The organism is Woronichinia naegeliana WA131 (assembly GCA_025370055.1).
Classification (GTDB): Bacteria; Cyanobacteriota; Cyanobacteriia; order Cyanobacteriales; family Microcystaceae; genus Woronichinia; species Woronichinia naegeliana.
The window spans coordinates 7,715,828-7,740,220 of sequence record CP073041.1; the positions used below are offsets into that span (position 1 = coordinate 7,715,828).

The 24,393-nt window shown below is 41.9% G+C and carries 24 protein-coding genes and 2 pseudogenes; 17 read left to right on the forward strand and 9 right to left on the reverse strand.

The window, feature by feature from the left end; genetic code table 11:
• Window positions 1–72 precede the first annotated feature (72 nt).
• Genes KA717_39325 through gmhA form a run of 3 tightly spaced genes read right to left on the reverse strand, consistent with a single transcriptional unit; the run spans window position 73 to window position 2,454 of the window.
• A complete protein-coding gene (locus KA717_39325; GenBank protein ID UXE61335.1) occupies window positions 73–1,278 on the reverse strand; it encodes a hypothetical protein in 1,206 nt (401 codons plus the stop codon).
• On the reverse strand, window positions 1,262–1,828 hold the full coding sequence (locus KA717_39330; GenBank protein ID UXE61336.1) for an HAD family hydrolase: 567 nt from the start codon (window positions 1,826–1,828) through the stop codon (window positions 1,262–1,264). Before KA717_39330 ends, KA717_39325 begins: the two co-directional genes overlap by 17 nt.
• A gap of 32 nt (window positions 1,829–1,860) precedes the next feature.
• Window positions 1,861–2,454, reverse strand: a complete 594-nt coding sequence (gene gmhA / locus KA717_39335; protein UXE61337.1) for a D-sedoheptulose 7-phosphate isomerase — start codon at window positions 2,452–2,454, stop codon at window positions 1,861–1,863.
• A gap of 442 nt (window positions 2,455–2,896) precedes the next feature.
• On the opposite strand from gmhA, the gene KA717_39340 reads away from it, so the two are divergent.
• From KA717_39340 to murD, 5 genes are all read left to right on the forward strand, one after another.
• Window positions 2,897–3,523 carry a zinc metallopeptidase gene (locus tag KA717_39340; protein ID UXE61338.1) on the forward strand — a complete coding sequence of 209 codons (627 nt, stop codon included), beginning with the start codon at window positions 2,897–2,899 and terminating at the stop codon, window positions 3,521–3,523.
• A 12-nt stretch (window positions 3,524–3,535) separates the two neighbouring features.
• The gene (hpsU, locus tag KA717_39345; GenBank protein UXE61339.1) at window positions 3,536–4,138 is read left to right on the forward strand and encodes a hormogonium polysaccharide biosynthesis acetyltransferase HpsU; all 603 of its coding nucleotides are present in this window, start codon (window positions 3,536–3,538) and stop codon (window positions 4,136–4,138) included.
• Between the two features lie 13 nt (window positions 4,139–4,151).
• Window positions 4,152–5,402, forward strand: a complete 1,251-nt coding sequence (locus tag KA717_39350) for a lipid-A-disaccharide synthase-related protein (GenBank protein ID UXE61340.1) — start codon at window positions 4,152–4,154, stop codon at window positions 5,400–5,402.
• Between the two features lie 191 nt (window positions 5,403–5,593).
• Window positions 5,594–5,890, forward strand: a complete 297-nt coding sequence (locus KA717_39355) for an RNA-binding protein (protein UXE61341.1) — start codon at window positions 5,594–5,596, stop codon at window positions 5,888–5,890.
• A gap of 234 nt (window positions 5,891–6,124) precedes the next feature.
• The gene (murD, locus tag KA717_39360; protein UXE61342.1) at window positions 6,125–7,480 is read left to right on the forward strand and encodes a UDP-N-acetylmuramoyl-L-alanine--D-glutamate ligase; all 1,356 of its coding nucleotides are present in this window, start codon (window positions 6,125–6,127) and stop codon (window positions 7,478–7,480) included.
• Here the strand turns inward: murD and KA717_39365 are convergent.
• Window positions 7,477–8,580 (reverse strand): response regulator, encoded by a 1,104-nt coding sequence (locus KA717_39365; GenBank protein UXE61343.1) that lies wholly within the window; start codon window positions 8,578–8,580, stop codon window positions 7,477–7,479. The genes murD and KA717_39365 overlap by 4 nt on opposite strands.
• 648 nt (window positions 8,581–9,228) lie before the next feature.
• Here KA717_39365 and KA717_39370 point away from each other — a divergent pair.
• Window positions 9,229–9,603 (forward strand): hypothetical protein, encoded by a 375-nt coding sequence (locus tag KA717_39370; protein UXE61344.1) that lies wholly within the window; start codon window positions 9,229–9,231, stop codon window positions 9,601–9,603.
• Here the strand turns inward: KA717_39370 and KA717_39375 are convergent.
• Window positions 9,590–10,633 (reverse strand): IS630 family transposase, encoded by a 1,044-nt coding sequence (locus tag KA717_39375; protein UXE61345.1) that lies wholly within the window; start codon window positions 10,631–10,633, stop codon window positions 9,590–9,592. The two genes, KA717_39370 and KA717_39375, sit on opposite strands and share 14 nt — an antisense overlap.
• Before the next feature lie 67 nt (window positions 10,634–10,700).
• Between KA717_39375 and KA717_39380 the strand changes: the two genes are divergently transcribed.
• The 4 genes from KA717_39380 to KA717_39395 all read left to right on the forward strand — a co-directional run bounded on the left by KA717_39380 (window position 10,701) and on the right by KA717_39395 (window position 14,892).
• A complete protein-coding gene (locus tag KA717_39380) occupies window positions 10,701–11,054 on the forward strand; it encodes a hypothetical protein (protein UXE61346.1) in 354 nt (117 codons plus the stop codon).
• Window positions 11,044–11,727: a hypothetical protein gene (locus KA717_39385; GenBank protein ID UXE61347.1), complete on the forward strand. Its 684-nt coding sequence runs from the start codon at window positions 11,044–11,046 to the stop codon at window positions 11,725–11,727. Before KA717_39380 ends, KA717_39385 begins: the two co-directional genes overlap by 11 nt.
• Window positions 11,728–12,008: 281 nt before the next feature.
• A complete protein-coding gene (locus KA717_39390) occupies window positions 12,009–13,952 on the forward strand; it encodes a 50S ribosome-binding GTPase (protein UXE61348.1) in 1,944 nt (647 codons plus the stop codon).
• Between the two features lie 271 nt (window positions 13,953–14,223).
• Window positions 14,224–14,892: a hypothetical protein gene (locus KA717_39395; GenBank protein UXE61349.1), complete on the forward strand. Its 669-nt coding sequence runs from the start codon at window positions 14,224–14,226 to the stop codon at window positions 14,890–14,892.
• A 9-nt stretch (window positions 14,893–14,901) separates the two neighbouring features.
• Here KA717_39395 and KA717_39400 read toward each other — a convergent pair whose 3' ends face one another.
• Entirely contained in the window at window positions 14,902–16,077 is a 1,176-nt protein-coding gene (locus KA717_39400; protein UXE61350.1) for an IS4 family transposase, read from the reverse strand.
• 17 nt (window positions 16,078–16,094) lie between these two features.
• Window positions 16,095–16,289, reverse strand: a complete 195-nt coding sequence (locus tag KA717_39405; GenBank protein UXE61351.1) for a transposase — start codon at window positions 16,287–16,289, stop codon at window positions 16,095–16,097.
• Window positions 16,290–16,720: 431 nt separating this feature from the next.
• On the opposite strand from KA717_39405, the gene KA717_39410 reads away from it, so the two are divergent.
• Window positions 16,721–17,194 carry a VWA domain-containing protein gene (locus KA717_39410; GenBank protein ID UXE61352.1) on the forward strand — a complete coding sequence of 158 codons (474 nt, stop codon included), beginning with the start codon at window positions 16,721–16,723 and terminating at the stop codon, window positions 17,192–17,194.
• The gene (locus KA717_39415) at window positions 17,194–17,619 is read left to right on the forward strand and encodes a CHAT domain-containing protein (GenBank protein ID UXE61353.1); all 426 of its coding nucleotides are present in this window, start codon (window positions 17,194–17,196) and stop codon (window positions 17,617–17,619) included. Before KA717_39410 ends, KA717_39415 begins: the two co-directional genes overlap by 1 nt.
• A gap of 19 nt (window positions 17,620–17,638) precedes the next feature.
• On the opposite strand, the pseudogene KA717_39420 reads toward KA717_39415, so the two are convergent.
• A pseudogene (locus KA717_39420) lies at window positions 17,639–18,920 on the reverse strand (ISKra4 family transposase).
• 427 nt (window positions 18,921–19,347) lie between these two features.
• Here KA717_39420 and KA717_39425 point away from each other — a divergent pair.
• Window positions 19,348–20,286 carry a VWA domain-containing protein gene (locus KA717_39425; GenBank protein UXE61354.1) on the forward strand — a complete coding sequence of 313 codons (939 nt, stop codon included), beginning with the start codon at window positions 19,348–19,350 and terminating at the stop codon, window positions 20,284–20,286.
• Here the strand turns inward: KA717_39425 and KA717_39430 are convergent.
• Window positions 20,259–21,538 (reverse strand): annotated as a pseudogene (locus KA717_39430) (ISKra4 family transposase). The gene KA717_39425 and the pseudogene KA717_39430 overlap by 28 nt on opposite strands.
• 178 nt (window positions 21,539–21,716) lie before the next feature.
• Between KA717_39430 and KA717_39435 the strand changes: the two are divergent.
• From KA717_39435 to KA717_39450, 4 genes are all read left to right on the forward strand, one after another.
• Window positions 21,717–22,184: a hypothetical protein gene (locus tag KA717_39435; GenBank protein UXE61355.1), complete on the forward strand. Its 468-nt coding sequence runs from the start codon at window positions 21,717–21,719 to the stop codon at window positions 22,182–22,184.
• A gap of 118 nt (window positions 22,185–22,302) precedes the next feature.
• Window positions 22,303–23,382 carry an IS1 family transposase gene (locus tag KA717_39440; protein ID UXE61356.1) on the forward strand — a complete coding sequence of 360 codons (1,080 nt, stop codon included), beginning with the start codon at window positions 22,303–22,305 and terminating at the stop codon, window positions 23,380–23,382.
• Window positions 23,383–23,495: 113 nt separating this feature from the next.
• Window positions 23,496–23,693 (forward strand): hypothetical protein, encoded by a 198-nt coding sequence (locus KA717_39445; protein UXE61357.1) that lies wholly within the window; start codon window positions 23,496–23,498, stop codon window positions 23,691–23,693.
• Entirely contained in the window at window positions 23,683–24,366 is a 684-nt protein-coding gene (locus KA717_39450) for a hypothetical protein (GenBank protein UXE61358.1), read from the forward strand. The genes KA717_39445 and KA717_39450 overlap by 11 nt, the downstream gene beginning before the upstream one ends.
• Window positions 24,367–24,393 lie beyond the last annotated feature (27 nt).

The window sequence follows — 24,393 nt, forward strand, 5'->3', positions numbered from 1 at the left end:
CCTTGACCGTAAGCACTTCAGGGATTTTGTATCTTTAGCTACATTCTGAATTTGGAATTGCTGCACGCCCAGTTAAACTTTCGTAGAATCAAAAATTGCTTTTAATGTCTGGGCATAATTTTCGGGATTGTGAAAAGCTTGAAAATCGGCTTGCATGGTTAAGATTTTAGCCTGAATCCCTGAATTATTTGCCACTTCCCAAATTTGGTCAACAATTTCCTGGAGACTTTCCCCTGTCAGAATTAAAGCTTCTAAGTGATATTTTTGCAGAGCCTTAGCCATCCAGGTTGCTGAGGTCACGAGGGGAATTTTACCGGCAATAATGGCCTCGGTGAAGATGCCAGACGTTCTTTCTCGATAGGCTTCGGCATCATAGGGAAGTAAAATAATATGACTTAGGGCCAACCAATGATTATATTGTTCTCGACTGAGGCGATCAGGAATAGTTTTTATGAGAATACTGGATTGCGAAGGATTAGACGTTTGTAACTCTGCACTTTCAGCGGCGACTAAACAAATTTTATTACAGATTTTGTCTCTGTCATGAATAGAGGCTTGATTGAGCCGTTTAATAATTTCCCATCCCTTTTCAGAACGAGGAGAACCGGGCCACCAACAGAGAATTTTATCTGTTACCTCTTCTTGTTTTTCCACAGCATCTTCTCGCCAATCTGTGTGGGGAATGGGCATGACGGTCATGGGAATTTGAAAATATTGGCATAAGGCCGTTTGTAACGGTTCACTATCGGTTAAAAATTGCAAATGTTGAGAGGGTAAACGTTGCTTGATGAAAAAATGGAGAAATTTGTAGAAAGGGCGGGTTTTATCTTGATGCACATCACGCCGATAGAGTAGCCAAACCTGTAGATGCTGACAGGGCATTAACCAAAGGGCGATCGCCAGGGAGAAAAGTTGTAAATGAATAAATCGTTCTAAAAAAATAATCGTCGGGCGATCGCGGTCTAACCCTGGTTGTTGAAAATATTGGGCAATACTGATTCCTAATTTAATCGCTTCTGTAAGTCTCCCTAATTTAGCGATCGCGCTTCCTTCTGCTTCTAAATCCGTTGGCAATAAACAGGGCTGCCAATGACAGGGTAAATGATCGATTTTGGGCGTTTGCGGAGAGATTGCAGGAATCAAAGCTTGGTGTTCCCAGCCTAAAGTTTGCACAGCCTGACAAACCGCTTCATGGTAAGGAATAATATGACCTTCACCTCCCATAAGATTAGGAATCAGAGAGACAAATCGAGGTTGCCCATTATCTTGTTGAGTCATGGTTGAGGAGGCTAACAGTATCACTAATCTGATCAAATACAGGAATGGGGCTGGGATATTGATTTAGACTTGCTAAGGTCTTTTTCCCTCGTCCTGTTAACACTAATAAGGGTTGACAACCTGCTTGCAATGCTGCTTCTAGATCGCTGGGTGCATCACCTAAAAAATAGGAATTGGGGAGGGAAATGTCATATTTTTTGGCCGCCTCAATTAACATTTGGGGGGACGGTTTACGACAATCACAACCCGCTTCAGGATGGTGAGGACAGAGAAAAATATCAGCAAAGGTGACACCAAACGGTTCATAAACTTCTCGAATACGATGGTGAACAGCTTCCACGTCCTCTAGGTTAAAATAACCGCGACCTACTCCCGATTGATTGGTAATTAAAATTAAGTAATAACCGTGATCTTGCCATTGTTTCAGAGCTTGACCGCTCCTAGGGGGAATCTTGACCTGCTCAGGCCGACTTAAATAGGGGACATAATCAATGACCACACCATCCCGATCTAAAAAGAGGGCTTTGTGAGACGAGACGTTGGCAACCATAGCAAGGGACAGTGGGGAAAAACAACCGTTTATTAAACCACTAATTGGGCTTCCCTGGTCTGGGATTTGGCAAAGAGTTGGGCTTCTACCTGTTCACAGATCTGATGATAGGTAATGAGATGAATTTCTTGAATATAGGGAGTATTTTTTTCAGCGACAAAGAGAGGATAATCGACAAATTCCTGGAATAAACCACCGTTATGGCCTGCCATGCCAATGGTAATTAAGTCCATATCTTTAGCTCGTTTGAGTGCGTGAAGAACATTAGAGGATTTGCCAGAGGTGGATAGACCCCAGAGAATATCCCCAGGTTGACCGAGGGCTTCTACCTGTCGAGAAAAGACAATATCAAAACTATAGTCATTGCTCACTGCCGTTAAGATAGAGGCATTGGTTGAAAGGGCGATCGCGGGTAATGCCTGACGGTTGAATTGGAAACGACCCACAAATTCCGCCGCAACGTGTTGAGCATCGGCTGCCGAACCACCATTTCCACAGATCAATAATTTTTTGCCCTTCTTAAATTGTTGGGTAATGATCTCCGTTACTTCGGTGATCGCATGACAGTAAAAGGGGTTGAAAGCATTTTCTAGGCATTGTAGCCGCGTTTGAATCCACTCAGACATTTTAACTCCTCACAAAAAACGGAGAAAGGCAGAACCTTTCCGACTCATCACCACAAAATTTTGACACGATGCCAAATGAATAGTCCTCATTCTAGTCGAGATGGACAAAATTTGACGTAGGTTGCCTGGAATTGACGTTCTAGGGTTTGGGAAAGTTCTCACCTTGATTAGCATACAAAACAGTATTGGGCTAATAATCCCAAAGTGTTTTTTCCCAGTTGGGTGCGCGAATAATGCTCTAATTCATCCCCTTGACATCTTCAACGCCCTAGAAGGAAAGGGTTTTGATCCACATCTTCGATGAGTTGAGCAATAATGTTAGATTAGGCATTGAGTATTGGTTTTCAAAAACTAGGTACTTAACCCTTTGCAAAAAATCAGGAGAATAACAATGTTCTTCCATGCTTCCTACCTTATATTACTTCCTGGTATGGCCTTGATGATGTGGGCTCAATTCCATATTCGCAATACTTACCAAAAATATGCCGCAATTTCCTCTAGTTTAGGCATGACAGGAGCGCAGGTAGCCGACACCATTTTACAGCGCATGGGAGTTCAGGATGTGCGAGTAGAACCCATTGAGGGAGAACTCACAGACCATTATGATCCCAGTGCCAAGGCCGTTCGGCTATCGTCTGGAGTTTATGGTTCCACATCTTTAGCAGCAGCCGCGATCGCGGCCCATGAATGCGGCCATGTGTTGCAGGATGTCCAGGGCTATACACCGATGAACCTGCGGGCGGCCCTGGTTCCGGCAGCCAATTTGGGTTCTAATATTGGCCCGTTGCTAGTGGTTGTGGGACTATTTCTGGGCAGTGGCGGCATCATTTTAAGTAATATTGGTATTGTCGTTTTTCTGGCAGTGATTCTATTTCACCTTGTCACCCTGCCGGTTGAGTTTGATGCCTCTCAACGGGCATTACGCTTGATTAATGATTTCGGTATTTTACAGGGAGAAGAAAATCGGGGTGCTCGTCAAGTTCTCAGTGCGGCGGCCCTAACCTATGTGGCAACGACTTTTTATGCCGTTTTACAACTGCTGCAATTGCTCCTAATGCGCAGAAATTAATCATCATTAACCATGACCTTGAATTCACCTTCCCCCATTATTTTGGATCAAGAACCCTGGATTGATCTGCGTCAATATGATCAGTCCTGGTTCGAGCGGGGGCGGCCTAATGGGTTGATTCTCCTCTGGTGGTTTGTGCAGGCGATCGCTTTTCCCCTGAGCCTGCATTTTGGTCATGGGGTCAGAAATGGCTTGTTGCGCTTATTTGGAGCCAAGATTGGTAAAAGGGTTAAAATTCGTCCTACGGCTCGTTTCACCTATCCTTGGAAGGTCGAAATTGGTGACGATAGTTGGATTGGCGATGATGTCGTTATTTATAGCCTGGACTGGATTCGCATTGGTCGTCAGTGTGTGATTTCACAGAAATCCTACCTCTGTTCCGCTAGTCACGATTTTTCTGACCCCGCTTTTGGTCTTAAACTGGCCGCAATCACCATTGGTAATGGGGTTTGGATTGCTGCGGACTGTTTTATTGGGCCAGGAGTTGAGATTGGGGCCAATACGGTCATTGGGGTGAGAAGTACGGTTTTAAAGAGTATTGATTCTGCTCAAGTTGCCTGGGGCCATCCCTGTCAAGTGCGCTATCCCCGTCAACAGCCCTCAAGGTCTGGTTAAATCCGTCTCAATTATGATAAAACTTCTGATCCTTAGTAATGGCCACGGAGAAGATGCGATCGCCGCTCGGATTGTCGAACAGTTGCTGGCCGCCAATCAGTCATCACCAGCAAGCTGGGAATTAGCCGTTTTGCCCTTAGTGGGAGAAGGTCATGCCTACGCTCATTTGCCGGTATCAATTCTGGGAGCAACTCAAGTCATGCCCTCAGGAGGCTTCATTTATATGGATAGTCGTCAACTCTGGCGCGATCTGCAAGGGGGCTTAATCTCATTAACCGGCAAACAATATAATCTGATTCGCGATTGGGCCAAGTCGGGCGGGAAGATTTTGGCAGTGGGAGATATTGTGCCTTTATTTTTCGCCTGGTTAAGCGGTGCAGAATACACATTTGTGGGCACAGCCAAATCGGAATACTATGTACGGGACGAAAAGGGTTGGTTAGCCCCAAGCTCCTGGTTAACACGACAGTTTGGCTCGGTTTATTTTCCCTGGGAACGGTGGTTAATGAATCGTCCCCATTGTCGGGCCGTTTTTCCGAGGGATGAGTTAACTAGTCAAATTTTGCAATCCTTTTCTATTCCTGCTTTGGCCCTGGGCAATCCCATGATGGATGGTTTGGATCTACCGACATGGCTCCCCTCTGTCACCGAACCCCCTCAACCTCAGAAGATTCTTCTCTTGCCCGGTTCCCGTCCCCCGGAAGCTTTTCACAATTGGGAACTGATTCTCCAGGCCGTTCAAGAGCTTATCGTGTCCCACCAGAATCAAGCATGGTGTTTTTTAGCTGCGATCGCCCCCCATTTATCCCTTGATCCCTTTCAAGATCGTTTATATTCCCAGGGTTGGCAGTGTTTATCCCAGCCTGAATTGCCCGTGCATGATCCCCAGGCTTTAGGTTTTCAACGGGGAGTTAATAAACTTGTTCTTTGCCAAGGGGCCTACGCCGATTGTTTGCATCAATCCCAAACGGCGATCGCCATGGCTGGAACGGCAACTGAACAATTCGTCGGTTTAGGCAAGCCTGTTTTTAGTTTTCCTGGCATTGGGCCCCAATTTACCCCCCACTTTGCTCGTCAACAAAGCTATCTTTTAGGCCCCTCAGTCATTCTGTTAGAAACCCCCCAACAAATTGCTGCCATACTGCCCAAAATCCTAAGCAATTCTACTCAGCTAAAACAAATTCAGGAAAATGGCTTTCACCGGCTAGGTAAACCAGGGGCCGCCGCTCGTATTACCCATCAGCTTGCAAAAATCTGGACTTAATTGCTTAACGTATCTTATTCAAACTATTTCAACCATTCCCAGAGATTTGTATGCTATAGTGAAAGCCGAGACAATTCTGTATCGGTAGCAAATTTGGTTCCACGCATTGACAGGTCTTTCCCGGTCAGCCTTGGCAAGATTCTCTCCGAACGTTCGCTCTCTACATTCCCTACTCTCAACGGAGACAATCTATGTCGATTTATATAGGCAACCTTTCCTACGAGGTCACTGAAGATGACCTCAAATCCGTATTCACTGATTACGGTTCCGTTAAACGGGTTCACCTACCCACGGATCGTGAAACTGGCCGCTTGCGGGGTTTTGCATTTGTCGAAATGAACTCTCTCACTGAAGAAGATTCTGCTATCTCAGCCTTAGATGGGGCTGAATGGATGGGTCGTTCCTTAAAAGTTAACAAAGCTAAAGAACGTGAAGATCGCGGTGGCGGCGGCGGCGGTGGCGGTGGCCGTCGGAACAATCGTTACTAAGTCTTAGTAGTAGTTGATTGTAACATTTTAAAGAATCAAGCTTTATTGGCGTTTGAGTTATTACTCGGCGTAAGAAGCATTATTTAAGGTCTGGTAGTAGAGAAGATTAAAAGTTCTCTCTTTACCTGGCCTTTTATTTTTAAAGATCGCAATCACTTTCTGTTAGTCAATCTCGAACTCAGATAGGGTATTCTGTCTAGAGAAACTAAAAATTAAGAGCAGCAAAAAATTAGGATGGCTAAAGCTTGTATTATCGGTTTGGGGCGTTCAGGAATGGCGGCGGCCAGAGTCTTAAAACGGGATGGATGGGATGTTAGTCTCAGCGATCGCGCTAATCATGAAAACTTACAAACCTTAGGTCAACCCCTAGCGGCCGAAGGGATTACACTCAACTTAGGCCATGCCTTTACCCTCGAAACTGATGATTTGCCTAAGCTGATTGTGGTTAGCCCTGGTGTTCCCTGGGATTTACCGATCCTAGTTCAAGCGAGAGCACAAGGGGTTGAAGTAATTGGCGAATTAGAATTGGCCTGGCGATATTTGCAGGGAACCCCCTGGATCGGCATTACCGGAACCAATGGTAAAACAACCACAACAGCCCTCATAAATGCGATTTTTCAAGCCGCAGGATACAATGCTCCGGCCTGCGGTAATATTGGCTACGCGGCCTGCGAACTTGTGCTGCAAAATCAACGCTTTGACTGGATTATTGCAGAAATTAGCAGTTATCAAATTGAATCTTCCTATCAGTTAGCTCCCAAAATCGGACTCTGGACAACCTTTACTCCCGATCATCTCAATCGGCATAAAACCTTAGAAAATTACTACAATATCAAGGCTTCTTTACTGAAACGTTCCGAGCTTCAGGTTTTTAATGGTGACGATCCCCATTTATTTCAGGTCGGACGAAATCATTGGCCCGAAGCCCATTGGACAAGTGTCAAAGGCAAAGAAGGTCTGCTCTGTGAACCGAGAAAAGGCGTTTATCTAGAAGATAATTGGGTATCGGCTCTGGGGGAATTAATTCTCCCTATTAATTTATTTAAAATGCCAGGCAGCCATAACCAACAAAACTTATTGGTGGCAGTGGCAGCGGCTCGATTGGCCGGTATTGAGAAAAAAGCGATTACTAACGCGCTCCTCAATTTTACTGGTGTTCCCCACCGTTTAGAGCCGGTCTGTACAATTAATGGAATTGAGTTTATTAATGATAGCAAAGCGACTAATTACGATGCCGCAGAAGTGGGTTTAGCATCCGTTAAAGCTCCGGCTATCTTAATTGCGGGAGGGGAAGCCAAAGAGGGAGATGATCATCAGTGGATTGCCCAAATTCGTAAGAAAGCAGCGACGGTTTTATTAATTGGAGAAGCGGCTCCTTTGTTTGCTGAACGTTTGCAATTTCATGGTTATTCAGATTACGAGATCGTTGAAACGATGGCACGGGCCGTTAAGCGAGGGTTGGAATTAGCTCCTCAAAAAGCGGCTAAAGTCGTTCTTTTATCCCCAGCCTGTGCCAGTTTCGATCAGTATCAAAGTTTTGAACATCGGGGAGATGATTTTCGGCAGTTATGTTTGGCTTTAAGGAATTAGACTGGGGTGCAAGTCCAACTTAAGTGAATAGTTGTACCTTTGTGTGGCGTACTGGTGATCGCGAAATTGCCGCTATAGAGTTGGGTAATCCGTTTTGCCAGTATCAGACCCAACCCCGCTCCCTGTTGTTCGTAGAGTTTACGGTCAAATTGCATATAGGCTCCAATCTCATCAATCTGTTGAGAAGTCATCCCGCGTCCTTGATCCTGAATCTCTAGGCAAAAGCGATCGCCCTGACAATAGCTCCGAATCTTGACAGGTGTGCCATCTGAAGAAAATTTAAAGGCGTTATCAATCATCTCCTCTACGACTTTACGGAAGTCCTGATCTGCCATATCAATGGTGGTATTTTCAATGTCTAGAGGCAAATCGATTAGGCGATTTCCTTGTTCTGCAAGCTCTTGGGCAAGCTCTTGGATAATTTCGCTGGTTTCGGTTTTTTGAGCAAGGCGGTATTTCCAAACCTGAATCCGTTCAGGATTCTCCTCTAATAGTTGTAATTCTGCAAAAAGGAGGAAATTTTGGACAAGGCGATAGAGTCTTTTGCCCGAATCCTGAATATCCTTGATTGAAGATAGGATTTCCGCCTTGTTCATCGAATCGTAAAAATCTCTCAAAATTTCTGTTGTGCCCAGAATGCCGTTGAGAGGGGTTAGGAGTTCGTGAGGTAAAGCCCGTGTAATATTTTGGCGGAGTTGATCCATCTCTTGGTGGGCAGCCTGATTAACCGTAACCTGTCTAGCTAGACGAACCGCGATCGCATTGAGCAATTCTTCCAGAGTGAAAGGTTTTGTCAAGTAATCATCGGCTCCTGATTCCATGCCGTGACGGAGATCGGTGCGATCGGCCTTGGCTGTCAAAAAAATAAAGGGAATGCTGCCCGTAGCAGGTAATTGACGCAGTTCTTTTAAAACTCCAAAACCATCTAATCGTGGCATCATCACATCACAAAGAATGAGATCCGGCAAAAACTGTTGGGCTAACTCCACACCAATGAGGCCATCAGCCGCAGTCAAAGTTTCGTAGTCTTCCAGATCGAGAATTGCCTGAATATTTTCCCGAACATCAGGTTGGTCTTCGATAATAAGAATTTTGGTCATCGTATTTTTCGTTTTATTTTTCGGGCATTGCATTATTGAATCAGAGAATAAGTTTGCCCTAATCAAAATCATGTAGCTCTCTCTATTATTATCATCCCATCGGCTTAGAAACGTCAGCGATGAGAACAGATTGGGTAATGTCCTCCGTCAAGCATCTACTGTGTACACACAAGTCGAGTGTAAACTAGAAAAAGGGAAAAACCACTAAAAAGAGGACTGAAAAATGACCAACCCGATACTCATTCACGCTGAACAGGCAAAAGGAAAAGCATTTGGAGACCCACGCTTAGTAAAAAGGGGGCGGAATTGTATGAAGCAATCAGAACAGCAATTCCAAATTCAGAATGTAGCTAAAGATACAAAATCCCTGAAGTGCTTACGGTCAAGGGGTTTAATGCCAATATTTAGAATCAATGTAATGCTCTATTTAGTGATTGATCAAGTTTGTTTGCAGGTTATTGACTCTCTAAGAGACCGAGATTCGAGGAGGGAATGCAAAAAAACTCAGAGATTAGGTCAATATCTCTTGTATCCATAAAAACAAGATCGTGTCTGTATCCTATGTTACCGTTTGAATTTAGAATTGCTGCTCTCAGAACCAGCAATTCTAAATTTAAGGATGGGTAAGGGTTGTAGAAAAAAAGGATAATGGGAAAGGACAACAAGGTAGCCAGAGAGGAAGAAAAGATGCAAGGAACAATCAGTATGACTGGTCTGATAGCGTACTTGGTAGCAAGTATAGAGAAAATGAAAGACCCTCGCCAACCCAGTCCAAATACAACCTACAGCCTAAAAGATGCGGTACTAGGTGGTTTCAGCCTGTTTCTAATGCAATGTGAATCATTCCTAGAACATCAGAGACAACTGCATAGTCGCAACGGTAGGGATAATCTTCAAACTCTATTCGGTGCCATCAAAATACCTAGTGACAATCAAATCCGCAATATCCTGGATAAAATCAAAGCCAATTCGTTATTTGTGGTGTTTAGTGACATTTATCAACTATACTTCAAACGTTCATAATCTGAGATTTATCAAAGCGTTGAAATCGTAAGGTGAGCAAAGAATCAAGCTCCTCCTTATATTTTACGTTAGCATCTTCAAGACATCCTGAAATTGCTGCAGAAAACTGCGTAAAATCTTCATAATATTTTGCGTATAAACACTTCTTTTTCACAAACTTCCACAGTCTTTCAATTAAATTCAAGTTAGGAGAATAAGGAGGTAAGTACAGTAACTCTATTCCTAATGATTCTGCCAACTCCTGCACAATTCGGCATTTTTGATAACGAGCATTGTCTAATACCAATGTAATCGGTATTAATAGTCCTAATTCTGCTATCTTTTCTAGGAGTTCACAAACCTGAGTTCCCGTAATATAAGAACTGTTCGTTACCATAATTACTTCATGGGTAATTGCATTTAATGCTCCTAACACATTAAAACGTTTTCTCCCTGATGGTGACTTAATAAAAATCCTCTTGAAGCACCATATAAAATTTACAAATGCTCCCATTACAAAATCAGAGGCATCTACAAAGAAAACTGCCCTTTTTCCTGCTTTTGCCTCTTCTAGCCTTGGTTCTAGCTCTTTTTCTCTATAGCTATCCTGAGCTTCTACATCTGCTTTTGATGGAATTGTTCCCACCTTTAGACACCTCATTCCTATTGACTTTAAAAATTTTCTGACTTGCGTTGGACTTCTTTTTATTCCCGTTAATTCTTCTATTCTTTTTACTGCTTCATTTATTGTTGCTGGTGGATTTGACTCAAAATATGCCTCAATTGTCCCTTGATGCTCTGTTAACTCGCTTTTCGGGCGATTAAATTTTATTTCTTTTAGTTTTTCTATCCCGCCCTCTTGATAATCACGGATATAGCTTGTCACCGTATTTACTGAAACTCCTGCGAATTGAGCAATTTTTTGATGAGATAATCCCTGACTTTTTAACCATAAAACTTCCATCTTTAGCTGTACTCTAGGATGCGGGTGATTAAACCGACCGTAAGACAACAGTCTTTTGTCTTCTTCCGTAAATTCTAACTTAATCATTTCTCAGCCTCTTGACTACTTTTTCTATTTTTACTATATTATCTCTTATTTTTAAAATTCGCAACTTGTGACCGTGTTCAGTATACTAAAGACCAGAGGAATATTGACTCGGTATGAGGTGTTAGACAAGCAATTACTAATTCCGCTAGATGGCACAGAGTATTTCTCCTCTCAAAATATTCACTGTGAGCAATGTTCCCATCGAACCCATAAAAACGGGACAGTGACTTACTTTCATTCGGCAATCTTACCGGTAATTGTCTCACCTCAGCAAAAAGCGGTAATTAGTCTTGACCCTGAATTTATTACCCCTCAAGATGGTCACGAGAAACAAGACTGTGAGGTAGCAGCGGCAAAACGTTGGCTCCACAGACATCGAGAATTTTTTGACCCGTTCAGCGTTACTATGATTGGGGGATGACCTCTATAGTCGTCAACCGATGTGCGAAGAGGCTCTTCAAAACCACTTTCACTATCTCTTTGTCTGTTTGCCTGAATCTCACCCCACTCTTTATGAGTTTTTGGACTATGCCGAGAAGATTGGAGAGGTTTACTCTTTCCATGAGCGTCGTCGTCATGGTCGCGATTGGCATGATTATCATTATCGTTGGACTTATCACTTGCCCCTAAGAGATGGTTCCGCCGCCCTCAATACTCATTGGTTCGAGGTTACTGTTACTCGCCGTTCTGATGGTCAGGTTCTCTTTCACAACGATTGGATTACCGACCTTTTTCCCCAAGCCGATAACATTGTTGAGTTAGTCAGTGTCGCTCGCTCTCGTTGGAAAACCGAAAATGAGAACCATAATACTCTTAAGACTCAGGGCTACCATCTAGAACACAATTTTGGACATGGTGACCACCATCTTGCTACCTTTTTGCTCACCTTAAATTTACTGGCTTTCTTGTTTCACACCGTTTTACAGCTTTTAGATGAGTCCTACCAACGTATCCGACTACTTTTAGGGGCTCGAAGATGCTTTTTTTCCCATTTACGCACTCTTACTACCTATTTTGTCTTTGATAGCTGGCAACACCTTCTTGATTTTATGCTTGAGCCATTTGACCCTCTACCCGCCACTAATTCCTCCTGATTTTTCAAATTTAGAATTGCTGGATTTGGAGCAATATTTGGGTGAGGGTACAGTCCGACCAAAAGCGATTTCCCCAAGGGACTGTATATTCTGAGTCTTTCTCTGAACTCTTTTAAATTGTCTAGATTCTAGCTTGATTCTAGCTTGTCTAGGATCACTATTTAACCAACCATGTCATCAAGCGGCGATCGCGGCTGTCTTCTAGATTTTTGTAGTAATTTGGATAGGAAAGCAAGGGAAATTCTGCTATTCAATGATTCTTGACCATCTAATTTAACTAAATGAATACAAAGCTCTTACAAACTCCTCTTTTAACCCGCTTACAGTGGTTCATTCTCAGTTTACCGATCGCCGTTTTAGTCCTTTTCATCCTCTTTGCAGCCAGTTGGCAAATTCATCAATGGGGTTTAAGTTGGCTCTGGGCAATTTTTACTATCATTCTGGTTGGCTGGCGTTGGTTATTGGTAAAATGGACGCGATCGCTTCCTGATTCCCTCGCCGAGGCGGTTACAGAATTAGAGCAAACAACGCTAGTTCCCTTAACGGATAATCAGAAGGAAGATCAACGCTTATTAGTCTTAGAAAATAACTTACAAACGATTCTCAAAAACAGTCAACAGGATAAACCTTTTTGGGAAGATTGGCCTACCTTTGGCCAACGTTGTCAGGAAGTTGTAATAGCCGTGGCCCATTGCTATCATCCAGAAGTTAAATATCCTCTGCTCAATATTTATATTCCCCAAGCCTACGGACTGATTCGAGGAACAGTGGATGCTCTTGATCTTTGGTTGCAAAAATTAGCTCCTGTCCTGAACCAAGTTACCCTCGCTCAAGCCTATCAATCCTACGAAATTTATCAAAAAGTTGAACCCTCTCTTCGCAAAGCTTGGCAATTGTGGAATTGGGCCCAATGGTTATTAAATCCTGCTGTTGCCTTGGCTCGTCAATTAAGTCAGAATTCTAGTGATCAGGCAACCCAACAATTAGTCGGTAATTTGAGCCAATTACTGCGAGAAGCAGCCCTCAAAAATCTTAGTCGGCAAGCGATCGCGCTCTATAGTGGGAATCAACTACCCGCCGCTATTTTTCAATCTTCTCCTTTTCAATCTTCCACTCCGACTATTGCCAAAGCTTCGACCCAAACTTTACGGGAACTACTATTAGAGGCTGAATCGCCTGAAACCCTAGAGATTAAACCGGTCAATTTGCTTTTAGTCGGACGAACGGGAGCCGGCAAAAGTAGTTTAATTAATACGCTTTTTCAATCCCAATTTATTCAAACCGATCTTTTACCGAATACAGAAGATTTACAGAAATATCAGTGGCAAATAGCAACAGGAGAAAGTCTCACTATTTGGGATAGTCCTGGTTATGAACAAACTCAGCGTTCTGATCTGCGACAACGCCTTTTAGATTATGCTCAAACTGCCGATCTATTATTGTTATTAAATCCTGCTCTTGACCCTGCTTTACAAATGGATGCGGATTTTCTCAATGATATCTATCAACAAATACCCGATTTACCTGTTTTTGTTCTTGTTAGTCAAGTGGATAAACTACGGCCATTTCGAGAGTGGCAACCTCCCTACGATTGGCAATGGGGCATGAAGACTAAGGAACAATCGATTCGAGAAGCTGTTCAGTATCGTGTTGAACAGTTAGGGAATGTTTGTGAACGAGTTTTACCGATTGTTACTCGTGATCCTGATTTAGGACGACAGGAATGGGGCATTGATGATCTTTCTCTTGCTCTTTTGGCCGCGATCGCTCCTGCTAAACAGATTCGATTAGCCCGCTTTTTAGACAATTTAGAAGCCCGAACCATCGCCGCCGCCCAGATTATTGATCATTATAGTTTTCAGATGACGACAACCCAGGGATTAACCGCCTTGTTAAAAAGTCCGGTTCTACAGTTTATCTCTAGTCTAACTACTGGTTCCCCTACTTTAGCCTATTTACTGGCTGAAAAAATTCCGATTGAGCAACTGCCTTTAGTGATTGGCAAACTTCAGATGGCCTATGATCTTTTCAATTTACTTAATGATCAGACGACAACTTCTTTAAGCTTTAATCTGCTTTCTCTTTGGCCATTACTTCTCGATAATGTTGCTACGCCTGATCGCAATGCCTACGCTTTTGGTCATGCTTTAGTCGAATACTGGACGCGATCGCTGAATCCATCTCAACTGGAAAATCAATACAAAAGTTATTTACCACAATCATGACTCAACTGTAGCTCTATCATGGTTGACAGGGGGTTGACTGTTGAGAGTTTTGTAAAGAATTGTATATGCTTGTACCTTAATACCAAGTATTTAGTGATATGATTTTTGGAGATTAGGCTTTTCCTTGAATGGATTAGTCCGGCGATCGCTCTCATTTGGAGCGTTGTGTGGAAACTTTCTGGCGATCATGATATATGGAAACTTTGCGTATAATACATAGTTATATCGCTCAGGTTAACGATGATGTCGGTTGTTTGTAGCTTGTTATTAATTGAGTATTATGCAAGAGACTAAAACTTTGGTTGGATTGGTTGTAGATGTATCTGGATCAATGGAAACCAGTATTCGTAACGAAGCAGATGGAGAGCTTTCTAGGTTTGAGAGCTTTCAAAGGGCGCTGAATCGTCTTCTTGATGAGGCTCGTAGTGTCCTAAGATCTAGACCAGACAGAGAAAAAAATAGTGCATTAATTGATCTGTTTGTTTATTGCTTTGGGCTTAAGGACAAAGTTATAGAGGTTGCCGATCTACTTGCTCTAATGAAGATGGGAGATACAGGTATACAAGAATCTAAACATCAAGAGCATCAAGAGGAGCAAAATCGAGCTTCTGAATCACGTCGCAGTCTTTCTCAAGATCCATTTCGAGATCTAGAACTTATTGCAAGAGGTTATGGCAGGGACGGATGGGGTGAATGGGCTAGAGATATCTTTACCTATGAACAGGCTCAAGCCTTGGTAGATCAGTTGCGTAATTCTGACAATGCGTCAAAAATGGCAAGTTATCTTCCTGGAGGTTTAGCTGCTCAATTAGCACAAGGAGCTTCAAATGCTGCACAAGGAGTTTCAAAGGTTTTGAATAATATAGGTTTAGGAGGAGCAGCTAGTTTTATTAGTAATACACCTGCGTTCGTTGGTGAGGTAACTGGTATATCATCCTGACTTTTCCCGTTAAGTGCGGATTGCAAGCTGCCAGCCTTGGCAAAGGTCATGCAACTTCAACCAACCGCGCCAAAGGACTTGGATACCGAGAGGAGTTTTACGACGATGTTCAAGATAACCACCAAGAAAAGCAACAGACTCGACAGCCCAAGCAACAGTCAAAATAGGGGGAAGTTTTTGAGAGGCGGCTGCTTTTAACACCTGAAGTTGAAGAGGATTAAGAATTTCAATCGCGAGAGCATCGGGCTGGGTACGATGAAGATAAGTAACGTGTAAAAGTTCAACAGCAATGACACTTAAAAAACCCAAAAGAGTTTTCATTCCATCAGAGGCAAGTCGATAACGCTCACTCTGACAACCAGACTTAAGGACTTTATGAAATTCTTCAACCCGCCATCGGTAGGTGTACCAACGAAGAATAGTGACAGCCATCTCAATAGTCTCAACAACTTCTGTAGTCAGAAGCATCCAAGATAAAGGAGTTTCGCCTTCGGGACAATCGATTTCTGTCGCATAAACAGCATAGACATTCAACGGGTCACGATTATCAAAACGATAGGGAGTTCGTAGATTAACTGAGCAAAATCGGACGGCAAGCTTAACCTTCCGTGCTTTTCTTTTTCCTGTACTCGGAATCTCGATTTCTTGATGAAAACGAATCGGTTCTGATTCCAAATGTTGCCAAAGTCGTTCACTATTTTTGTCTAAACTACGATTATGAGACGCTCTGACCAGCACTCCTGTATGCTTGAGTTGACGCACTGAGTCAAAGACTTCTGAAACATCTCCTTCTCTGTCAAATACATGAATTACCCTCGTTGAACTTTCTACCTGTTTCTCACAGGTGTTTAGAGCCTCTACCCATTTGTAGGATTCTTTTTCCTCAAATGGTCTTTGACGAGCTGCTTTTCTTTGTTCTTTCTGTCTTTCTTTTTTCTGCTTCGCCGTTTCATCTGTTGGGGGCTTTTCTTTTACCTCCCTATTCCACAGTTTTTGCCATAATAAACCTAATACTTGTCCTTTTTCTGGCTCAATTGCTAAAGCACTATGCAGTATTAATCCATTCCCTCCTTTTCCAGTCGGCCCATACCCTTCCCTTTTTTCCTTGATATTGCGATAATCTAAGAAGGTCGTATCTCCGACTGATAGCATTATCTTATATTCTTCTACGGCGGCAGTTGTCATTTCACAGTGCGGCTCTATTATCTTGACAAAGTCTGTTTTCGGATTCCCAAAAATTCATAGGCCCTCTTTAACTCGTTTCCTCCCTTAAACACTTCTGATAAGGCTTTTCCAAACCCCTCACTTAACTTTTTCCCAATCGAGAAGGCACGATTGTTTAGCCTCTCGTCTCCCAATTCACAACTGGCAAAGTTTTTTGTCCACCATTCCAACATTTTTTGACCTGCCCTTTAAGATTTTCTCCATTTTACAGTCTCATACTCCCTTCATCCTTTGTTTTTGAAATTTGAACGATAAGCGGGATGATGGCTTCAGAATATTTTTTTCCTGTCAAGAGAATCATTACTCAAACCCTTGCCAGATAAAGCCTCTAGAAGTTTGCATTGCTGGATTTTGGACTTAACGGGAAAAGTCAGGTATATCATCAGGTATAACAGCACAGTTAAAAAAAGCTGAAGGTTTTGCAGTAGAACTAATAAGGCAGCGTGGTGTAAAAGCTAAGATTTCTACACAAGAAGAAATTCGTCAGAGGGTTAGTCAACGCATAAGACAAAAACTTGATTCTATTGGAAATACAACACTCTCAATCGGTGAAGTTGCAGATACTTGGAGCCAAAGCGATATTTTCCTCCAAAATTTTGAGGACATGATTTATGGTGGCACACCAATGTGTCAAGCACTCAAGGTCGTGAAAGAGCGATTTAGGAAAGAGTTGTTAGGACATAAGGATAAACGAGATTTGGTTTTATTTCTACTATCTGATGGCGAACCGACAGATGGAAATCCTCTCTTGATTGCTAGGGAGATTAAGGCAATGGGTGTGAGTATTATCTGCTGTCTAATTGACAACAAAGATATTATTGATCCACAAATACTATTCAATCAACCAAATCCAAGTTGGAATAATAATGCTTGCTTGATGTTTGAGATGGCATCCGAGATTGAAGAAAAATCACATTTTTCTAGATTTCTGTTAAAAAAAGGGTGGGTTATTAACTCACAAGCCAAAATGTTTGTTCAGTTGAACCACTCCAGGGTTCTAGAGGAATTTATTCAAATCATCCTCAGCCCGTTAAATCAAGATCAAGAAATTTTAGAGCCTACACCACGAGGTCAATAATGAATACATCACAGATCAATGTCTTAGTCGTCTTTGCTAATCCTCGTGGTACAAGCCCCCTAAGACTTAGTACAGAAGATAGGGTAATTCGTGAATCTATTCGCCTTAGTCGATATCGTAACGATATATCTTTAACTATTAGGCACGCTACGACAGTTCATGATCTACGTCGATCTTTGCTAGATGAAGATTTTCAGATCGTCCACATATCTGGGCATGGAACTGGCTCTGGACTGGTGTTAGAGGATGACGCTGGTGGAATATATGTACCTCCACAGCAAGCTCTTGCAGATTTATTTCAAGCATATAAATCTATTCAATGTGTAATTTTAAATGCCTGTTATTCAATTTCTCAAGGCGAGCTTATGTCTCTTGGGATACCCTTCACAATCGGAATGGAGGGTTCAATTGGGTGCGACCTTTAGTTGATAAAAGCTGTTGTAATCAGGGTTCTACAGGGAACCCATATTGATCAAGTTTTGCCCAAAATTGACTCCATCGTTCCTTGGTCAATACCAAAGCTCGTAGGCTCAAAATAATTCCTGCTCCTTTTTCCTTCCATCGCATCCCTGAACAACATAATCGTTGTTTGACCAACGTCTTACAAGCTGCTTCCGTAACACCTGAACCAATCGGATACTTTTTCTCTAAGTATTCAGCATAATCCATTTGATGCTGATGATTCTCGTAATAAGTAATCGCCGCTTGTAGTTTCTCGGTAAGATTCTTAGAATGACTTTTTTCTTCTTTGACTTCTTTCATCAGATTTAGCAGTTCTCCTGCTTTTCCTTTTTCATGCTTGAGTTCTCGACAATTTTCAGTCAACCATTCTTTTTGTTTTGACACGGTATTCGGATGCAACGCTTCTGCCAAGGCACCTAAGTAACCAGAGGCATGATAGAAATCTAATATCTGTTCTTCCGTTTGCTTTTCTAAAAACTTCCAATTTGATTCTGCCCCGTCTGCTATCCCGACCAATGTTGCCTCTGGATAACGGTTTTTCGCTCGCTCAATTTCTCTTTCTAATCTTTCTAGAAAACTCTTTTTTCCATACTCTGGTGCCGCACCTAGATAGATTGTAGGTTGACGTTCGCCTTCACTATCGTATAGGGAAACGGTTCCCACCATTGCTTCACGGTAGCCATCCTCACACATCAGCATACAGGTTCCATCTAATCCTATTCCCACTGTTGCAATTTGGCTATCCTCCTTGGGCGGGGCATAACTCCACGCTTCTTCTTTTGCCTGTACCACACTTCCTACTGCTTCACTCAATCTTTGGATATAGGATAGCGCTACTTTTCTACCATGATTTTCTAATAAATCATTTTTCACCTCTTTGCCTGCCATCCCTGACATTTTTGAGGATACCTGTTTTGCCAATAATGGCGTTGATGTTATGATTATCCTTGCTTCTCTTTCTAAGGGGCAATACGTTTTTCCTCAAAGGTGAACGCTGATATACATGACGATTCACTATAACCTCACCATAAGGTGTTTGATATTCTTTCGGTTGCTCTCCCTTACTCTTCCAGATTTCTTCACCGATTTTTAAGGGTGAACCATCTGTATCTAAATATTTCAAGGCTTCTTTGCTGGCGATGCAACCTACTTCGTTTAAGCCTTTTTGAATATTTATTTCTGTATCCAACATTGAACGACTGAGTTCTAATGTTAGTTCTATTTTTATCTTTGAACCCTCTACATTAATTAGTTTTGCTGTCATCATTGTTTCCTCTTTGTCACTTTTCATCCCATGTTAACACTTTTCTTTTCCTTCATCAACTAAAGGTCACACCCGTTCAATTAGTGATGAGGCTGCTATAGAGTTTTCTAGAGGATTCTATGACGCAATTGGTGCAAAGCGTGGGATAGATTTTGCCTATAATGAAGGTTGTCGGACTGTCAACTTAGCCGCCAAAAACACACAGTTTGTTTCTAAAATCCTAAAAAAAGGCAGAACTTATAGTGCCAATGACCCTAGGGATTCTGAAATTGTATCACTTCCTCCCAGTGGGTCTGTACATTTTAGTGAAGCTAAGGCACTTGTTGGACTAGCTATTGATCTATCGGGTTCAATGGCTGGTAGTATAAGGAATAATACTGGTGGTCAACTAAGCAGATTAGAGAGTTTCAGGCAATCACTTGACAATTTGTTGGCTGAAGCCAAAAATCGTGTTGATGGAAGCCGTGCAAAAGAAATACAGACATCTATTGATTTATTCTCATACGGTTTTGGGCTTCGTACGATAAGCGTTTGTGATTTGTTCTCGCTTATAAAAGCAGGACAAAATGTAATTACGAAAGAAGAGATAGAAGAAATTAAACAGAGATATATTCGTTCTTCACAGGAAAAATATAGTGGCTATGAGGGATTAGGTGATTTGGCTAGACAGTATGGTTTTGGTGGCTTAGTCAATCAAGTTTCTAGTACTGTTCAAGCCAGTGCCGAGACTGAAATACGAAGAAAAATTTTGCTTGAAGTCAAGTCTCGTCTCGAAAAAGAAATTGACAATGTAGGTGATACGACTTTATCTATTGAAGAGGTTACTCACCTTTGGAAAGATAGCGAAAATGCTTTTGAGAATGCCGAGGAGCTAATTTTTGGCAGCACTCCCATGAAAGAAGGTTTGACTGAAGTTTCTAAACGCTTTGAACGGGAGTTGGCAATTCGAGATAAAAATACTACTCCAATTTTATTTATTCTTTCGGATGGAGAACCAACAGACGGTAATCCATTACCCGTTATAGAATCATTGAAGTCTTTGGGTGTAGTTGTAATATCATGCTTTGTAACAGATCAAAATATAGCTAATCCAAGAGTTCTTTTTGGTCAAGCAGAACCTCATTGGAATCAAGGAGCTAGCTTGATGTTTGAAATGTCCTCAACTGTGGAGGATGATTCTACTTTTGCTAAGTTTTTGCTCCGTAAGAATTGGGTTGTGCATCCTAATTCAAAATTGTTTGTACAGGCAAATCATTCAGTTATTCTAGAAGAGTTTATCCGTGTTGCTTTAAGCCCGTTTGAGTGGGTGCGACCTTTAGTTGATAAAAGCTGTTGTAATCAGGGTTCTACAGGGAACCCATATTGATCAAGTTTTGCCCAAAATTGACTCCATCGTTCCTTGGTCAATACCAAAGCTCGTAGGCTCAAAATAATTCCTGCTCCTTTTTCCTTCCATCGCATCCCTGAACAACATAATCGTTGTTTGACCAACGTCTTACAAGCTGCTTCCGTAACACCTGAACCAATCGGATACTTTTTCTCTATGTATTCAGCATAATCCATTTGATGCTGATGATTCTCGTAATAAGTAATCGCCGCTTGTAGTTTCTCGGTAAGATTCTTAGAATGACTTTTTTCTTCTTTGACTTCTTTCATCAGATTTAGCAGTTCTCCTGCTTTTCCTTTTTCATGCTTGAGTTCTCGACAATTTTCAGTCAACCATTCTTTTTGTTTTGACACGGTATTCGGATGCAACGCTTCTGCCAAGGCACCTAAGTAACCAGAGGCATGATAGAAATCTAATATCTGTTCTTCCGTTTGCTTTTCTAAAAACTTCCAATTTGATTCTGCCCCGTCTGCTATCCCGACCAATGTTGCCTCTGGATAACGGTTTTTCGCTCGCTCAATTTCTCTTTCTAATCTTTCTAGAAAACTCTTTTTTCCATACTCTGGTGCCGCACCTAGATAGATTGTAGGTTGACGTTCGCCTTCACTATCGTATAGGGAAACGGTTCCCACCATTGCTTCACGGTAGCCATCCTCACACATCAGCATACAGGTTCCATCTAATCCTATTCCCACTGTTGCAATTTGGCTATCCTCCTTGGGCGGGGCATAACTCCACGCTTCTTCTTTTGCCTGTACCACACTTCCTACTGCTTCACTCAATCTTTGGATATAGGATAGCGCTACTTTTCTACCATGATTTTCTAATAAATCATTTTTCACCTCTTTGCCTGCCATCCCTGACATTTTTGAGGATACCTGTTTTGCCAATAATGGCGTTGATGTTATGATTATCCTTGCTTCTCTTTCTAAGGGGCAATACGTTTTTCCTCCTACTGAACGCTGATATACATGACGATTCACTATAACCTCACCATAAGGTGTTTGATATTCTTTCGGTTGCTCTCCCTTACTCTTCCAGATTTCTTCACCGATTTTTAAGGGTGAACCATCTGTATCTAAATATTTCAAGGCTTCTTTGCTGGCGATGCAACCTACTTCGTTTAAGCCTTTTTGAATATTTATTTCTGTATCCAACATTGAACGACTGAGTTCTAATGTTAGTTCTATTTTATCTTTGAACCCTCTACATTAATTAGTTTTGCTGTCATCATTGTTTCCTCTTTGTCACTTTTCATCTCATGTTAACACTTTTCTTTTCCTTCATCAACTAAAGGTCACACCCGTCTATATATTCTACCTTATATCCACTTAGAGTGATGACAGCTTATCTCCTCGACCAGCAATTCTAAATTTAAGGCGAGGTAAGGGTTGTAGAAAAAAAGGATAATGGGAAAGGACAACAAGGTAGCCAGAGAGGAAGAAAAGATGCAAGGAATAATCAGTATGACTGGTCTGATAGCGTACTTGGTAGCAAGTATAGAGAAAATGAAAGACCCTCGCCAACCCAGTCCAAATACAACCTACAGCCTAAAAGATGCGGTACTAGGTGGTTTCAGCCTGTTTCTAATGCAATGTGAATCATTCCTAGAACATCAAAGACAACTGCATAGTCGCAACGGTAGGGATAATCTTCAAACTCTATTCGGTGCCATCAAAATACCTAGTGACAATCAAATCCGCAATATCCTGGATAAAATCAAAGCCAATTCGTTATTTGTGGTGTTTAGTGACATTTATCAACTACTAAAGACCAGAGGAATATTGACTCGGTATGAGGTGTTAGACAAGCAATTACTAATTCCGCTAGATGGCACAGAGTATTTCTCGGTACTGGTATCGTGTGATCAAAGCTAGAAAAAGTTATGGTGTAAGAGTTTGAGAAAATAGAAAATAACTTACGACTGGACATATTCCCGTTTTTGTTATACTATTATTATTGTCATTATATTAAAGAAAGGGAAAACGGAAAGCAATGTCAACATTGAATAAAAGCTCAATTGACCTCCTAAGTGATATTGGCTTACCTCAAGAGAAAGAGGAAGCCTTATTTCAGAAAAACTGCCCTCATTGCTATAGTGAAAAAGTAAAAATACATTCTCATTACCAAACGAAAGGTAACGGGGAACGTAAAATGTTCATCTGTCAAGAATGTGGTTCTTGTTTTGCTGAGACTTATGGTAGCGTAATCGCTGGCTTAGAAACCCCATTAAGTGAAATTGTAAAAGTATTAAAAGCCAGAATGGAAGGAATAGGATTAAATGCAGCAGCCCGAGTATTCGGCTACGCAAAAACAACAATATTGAATTGGGAAAAGAAATTATCAGGATTACAAGAGACATTATTTTTATACGCCTTAGTGAATGAATTTGTTAAATTAGTAATAGAAGGGGATGAACTATACACAAAAGTTGGAAAAAATAAAGAAGCAAGTGCCTCTGAGGGGTGGACAATCGTGCTCATGGACAGGGCTAGCCGCTTTATTTGGCATTTAAAATGTGGTAAAAAAGAGCAGAAATTATTTCTAGAAGCAATGATGACGGTAGCGGAATTATTTGAAAGGAGTGCAGAATCTCTCCAGTTATTTACAGATGGAGAAAAGCGATATAGTCAACTGCTATTTAATATTTGTCACGAAGTATTAAGGACTGGGAAGCGAGGTCGTCCCACCAAAGTATTACCGAAGGGTATGGTGGTAAGATTAAAAAATAAGAGTAGTAAACGTCGAGATTCTGAGGGTAAACTAGAGAAAGTAGAAACTCCGAAAACTGAACATCCTGAGACAACAGAAAAACCAGAAGACAAGGATGTTCATGCCAACCACGTTGAGGCATTTAATAGTTCTCTACGACGCTATTTAGCCGCCTTTCGTCGTCGAACAAATACTTATGCTAAATCTGTTGTGGGATTACAGCGAGTGCTAGATATTTTCTGGATGGTTCATAACTTTGTTCGCAGCCATTTTACGACGAAAAAAGTTCCTGCGGTAGCTCTCGGTATAATTCAAAAAGGGTTAACTTGGGAGGACTTACTCCAAATTCGCCTGATTTGTTGAACCTCTTGTATTGCAACGTTTATAGCTTCTAGCTAGACGATACCAGTGCCTATTTCTCCTCCCAAAATATTCACTGTGAGCAATGTTCCCATCGAACCCATAAAAACGGGACAGTGACTTACTTTCATTCGGCAATCTTACCGGTAATTGTCTCACCTCAGCAAAAAGCAGTGATTAGTCTTGACCCTGAATTTATTACTCCTCAAGATGGTCACGAGAAACAGGACTGTGAGGTAGCGGCGGCAAAACGTTGGCTCCACAGACATCGAGAATTCTTTGACCCGTTTAGCGTTACTATGATTGGGGGATGACCTCTATAGTCGTCAACCGATGTGCGAAGAGGCTCTTCAAAACCACTTTCACTATCTTTTTGTCTGTTTGCCTGAATCTCACCCTACTCTCTATGAGTTTTTGGACTATGCCGAGAAGATTGGGGAAGTTTACTCTTTCCATGAGCGTCGTCGTCATGGTCGCGATTGGCATGACTATCATTATCGTTGGACTTATCACTTGCCCCTAAGAGATGGTTCCGCCGCCCTCAATACTCATTGGTTTGAGGTCACTGTTACTCGCCGTTCTGACGGTCAGGTTCTCTTTCACAACGATTGGATTACCGACCTTTTTCCCCAAGCCGATAACATTGTTGAGTTAGTCAGTGTCGCTCGCTCTCGTTGGAAAACCGAAAATGAGAACCATAATACTCTTAAGACTCAGGGCTACCATCTAGAACACAATTTTGGACATGGTGACCACCATCTTGCTACCTTTTTGCTCACCTTAAATTTACTGGCTTTCTTGTTTCACACCGTTTTACAGCTTTTAGATGAGTCCTACCAACGTATCCGACTACTTTTAGGGACTCGAAGATGCTTTTTTTCCCATTTACGCACTCTTACTACCTATTTTGTCTTTGATAGCTGGCAACACCTTCTTGATTTTATGCTTGAGCCATTTGACTCTCTGCCCGCCACTAATTCCTCCTGATTTTTCAAATTTAGAATTGCTGATCTC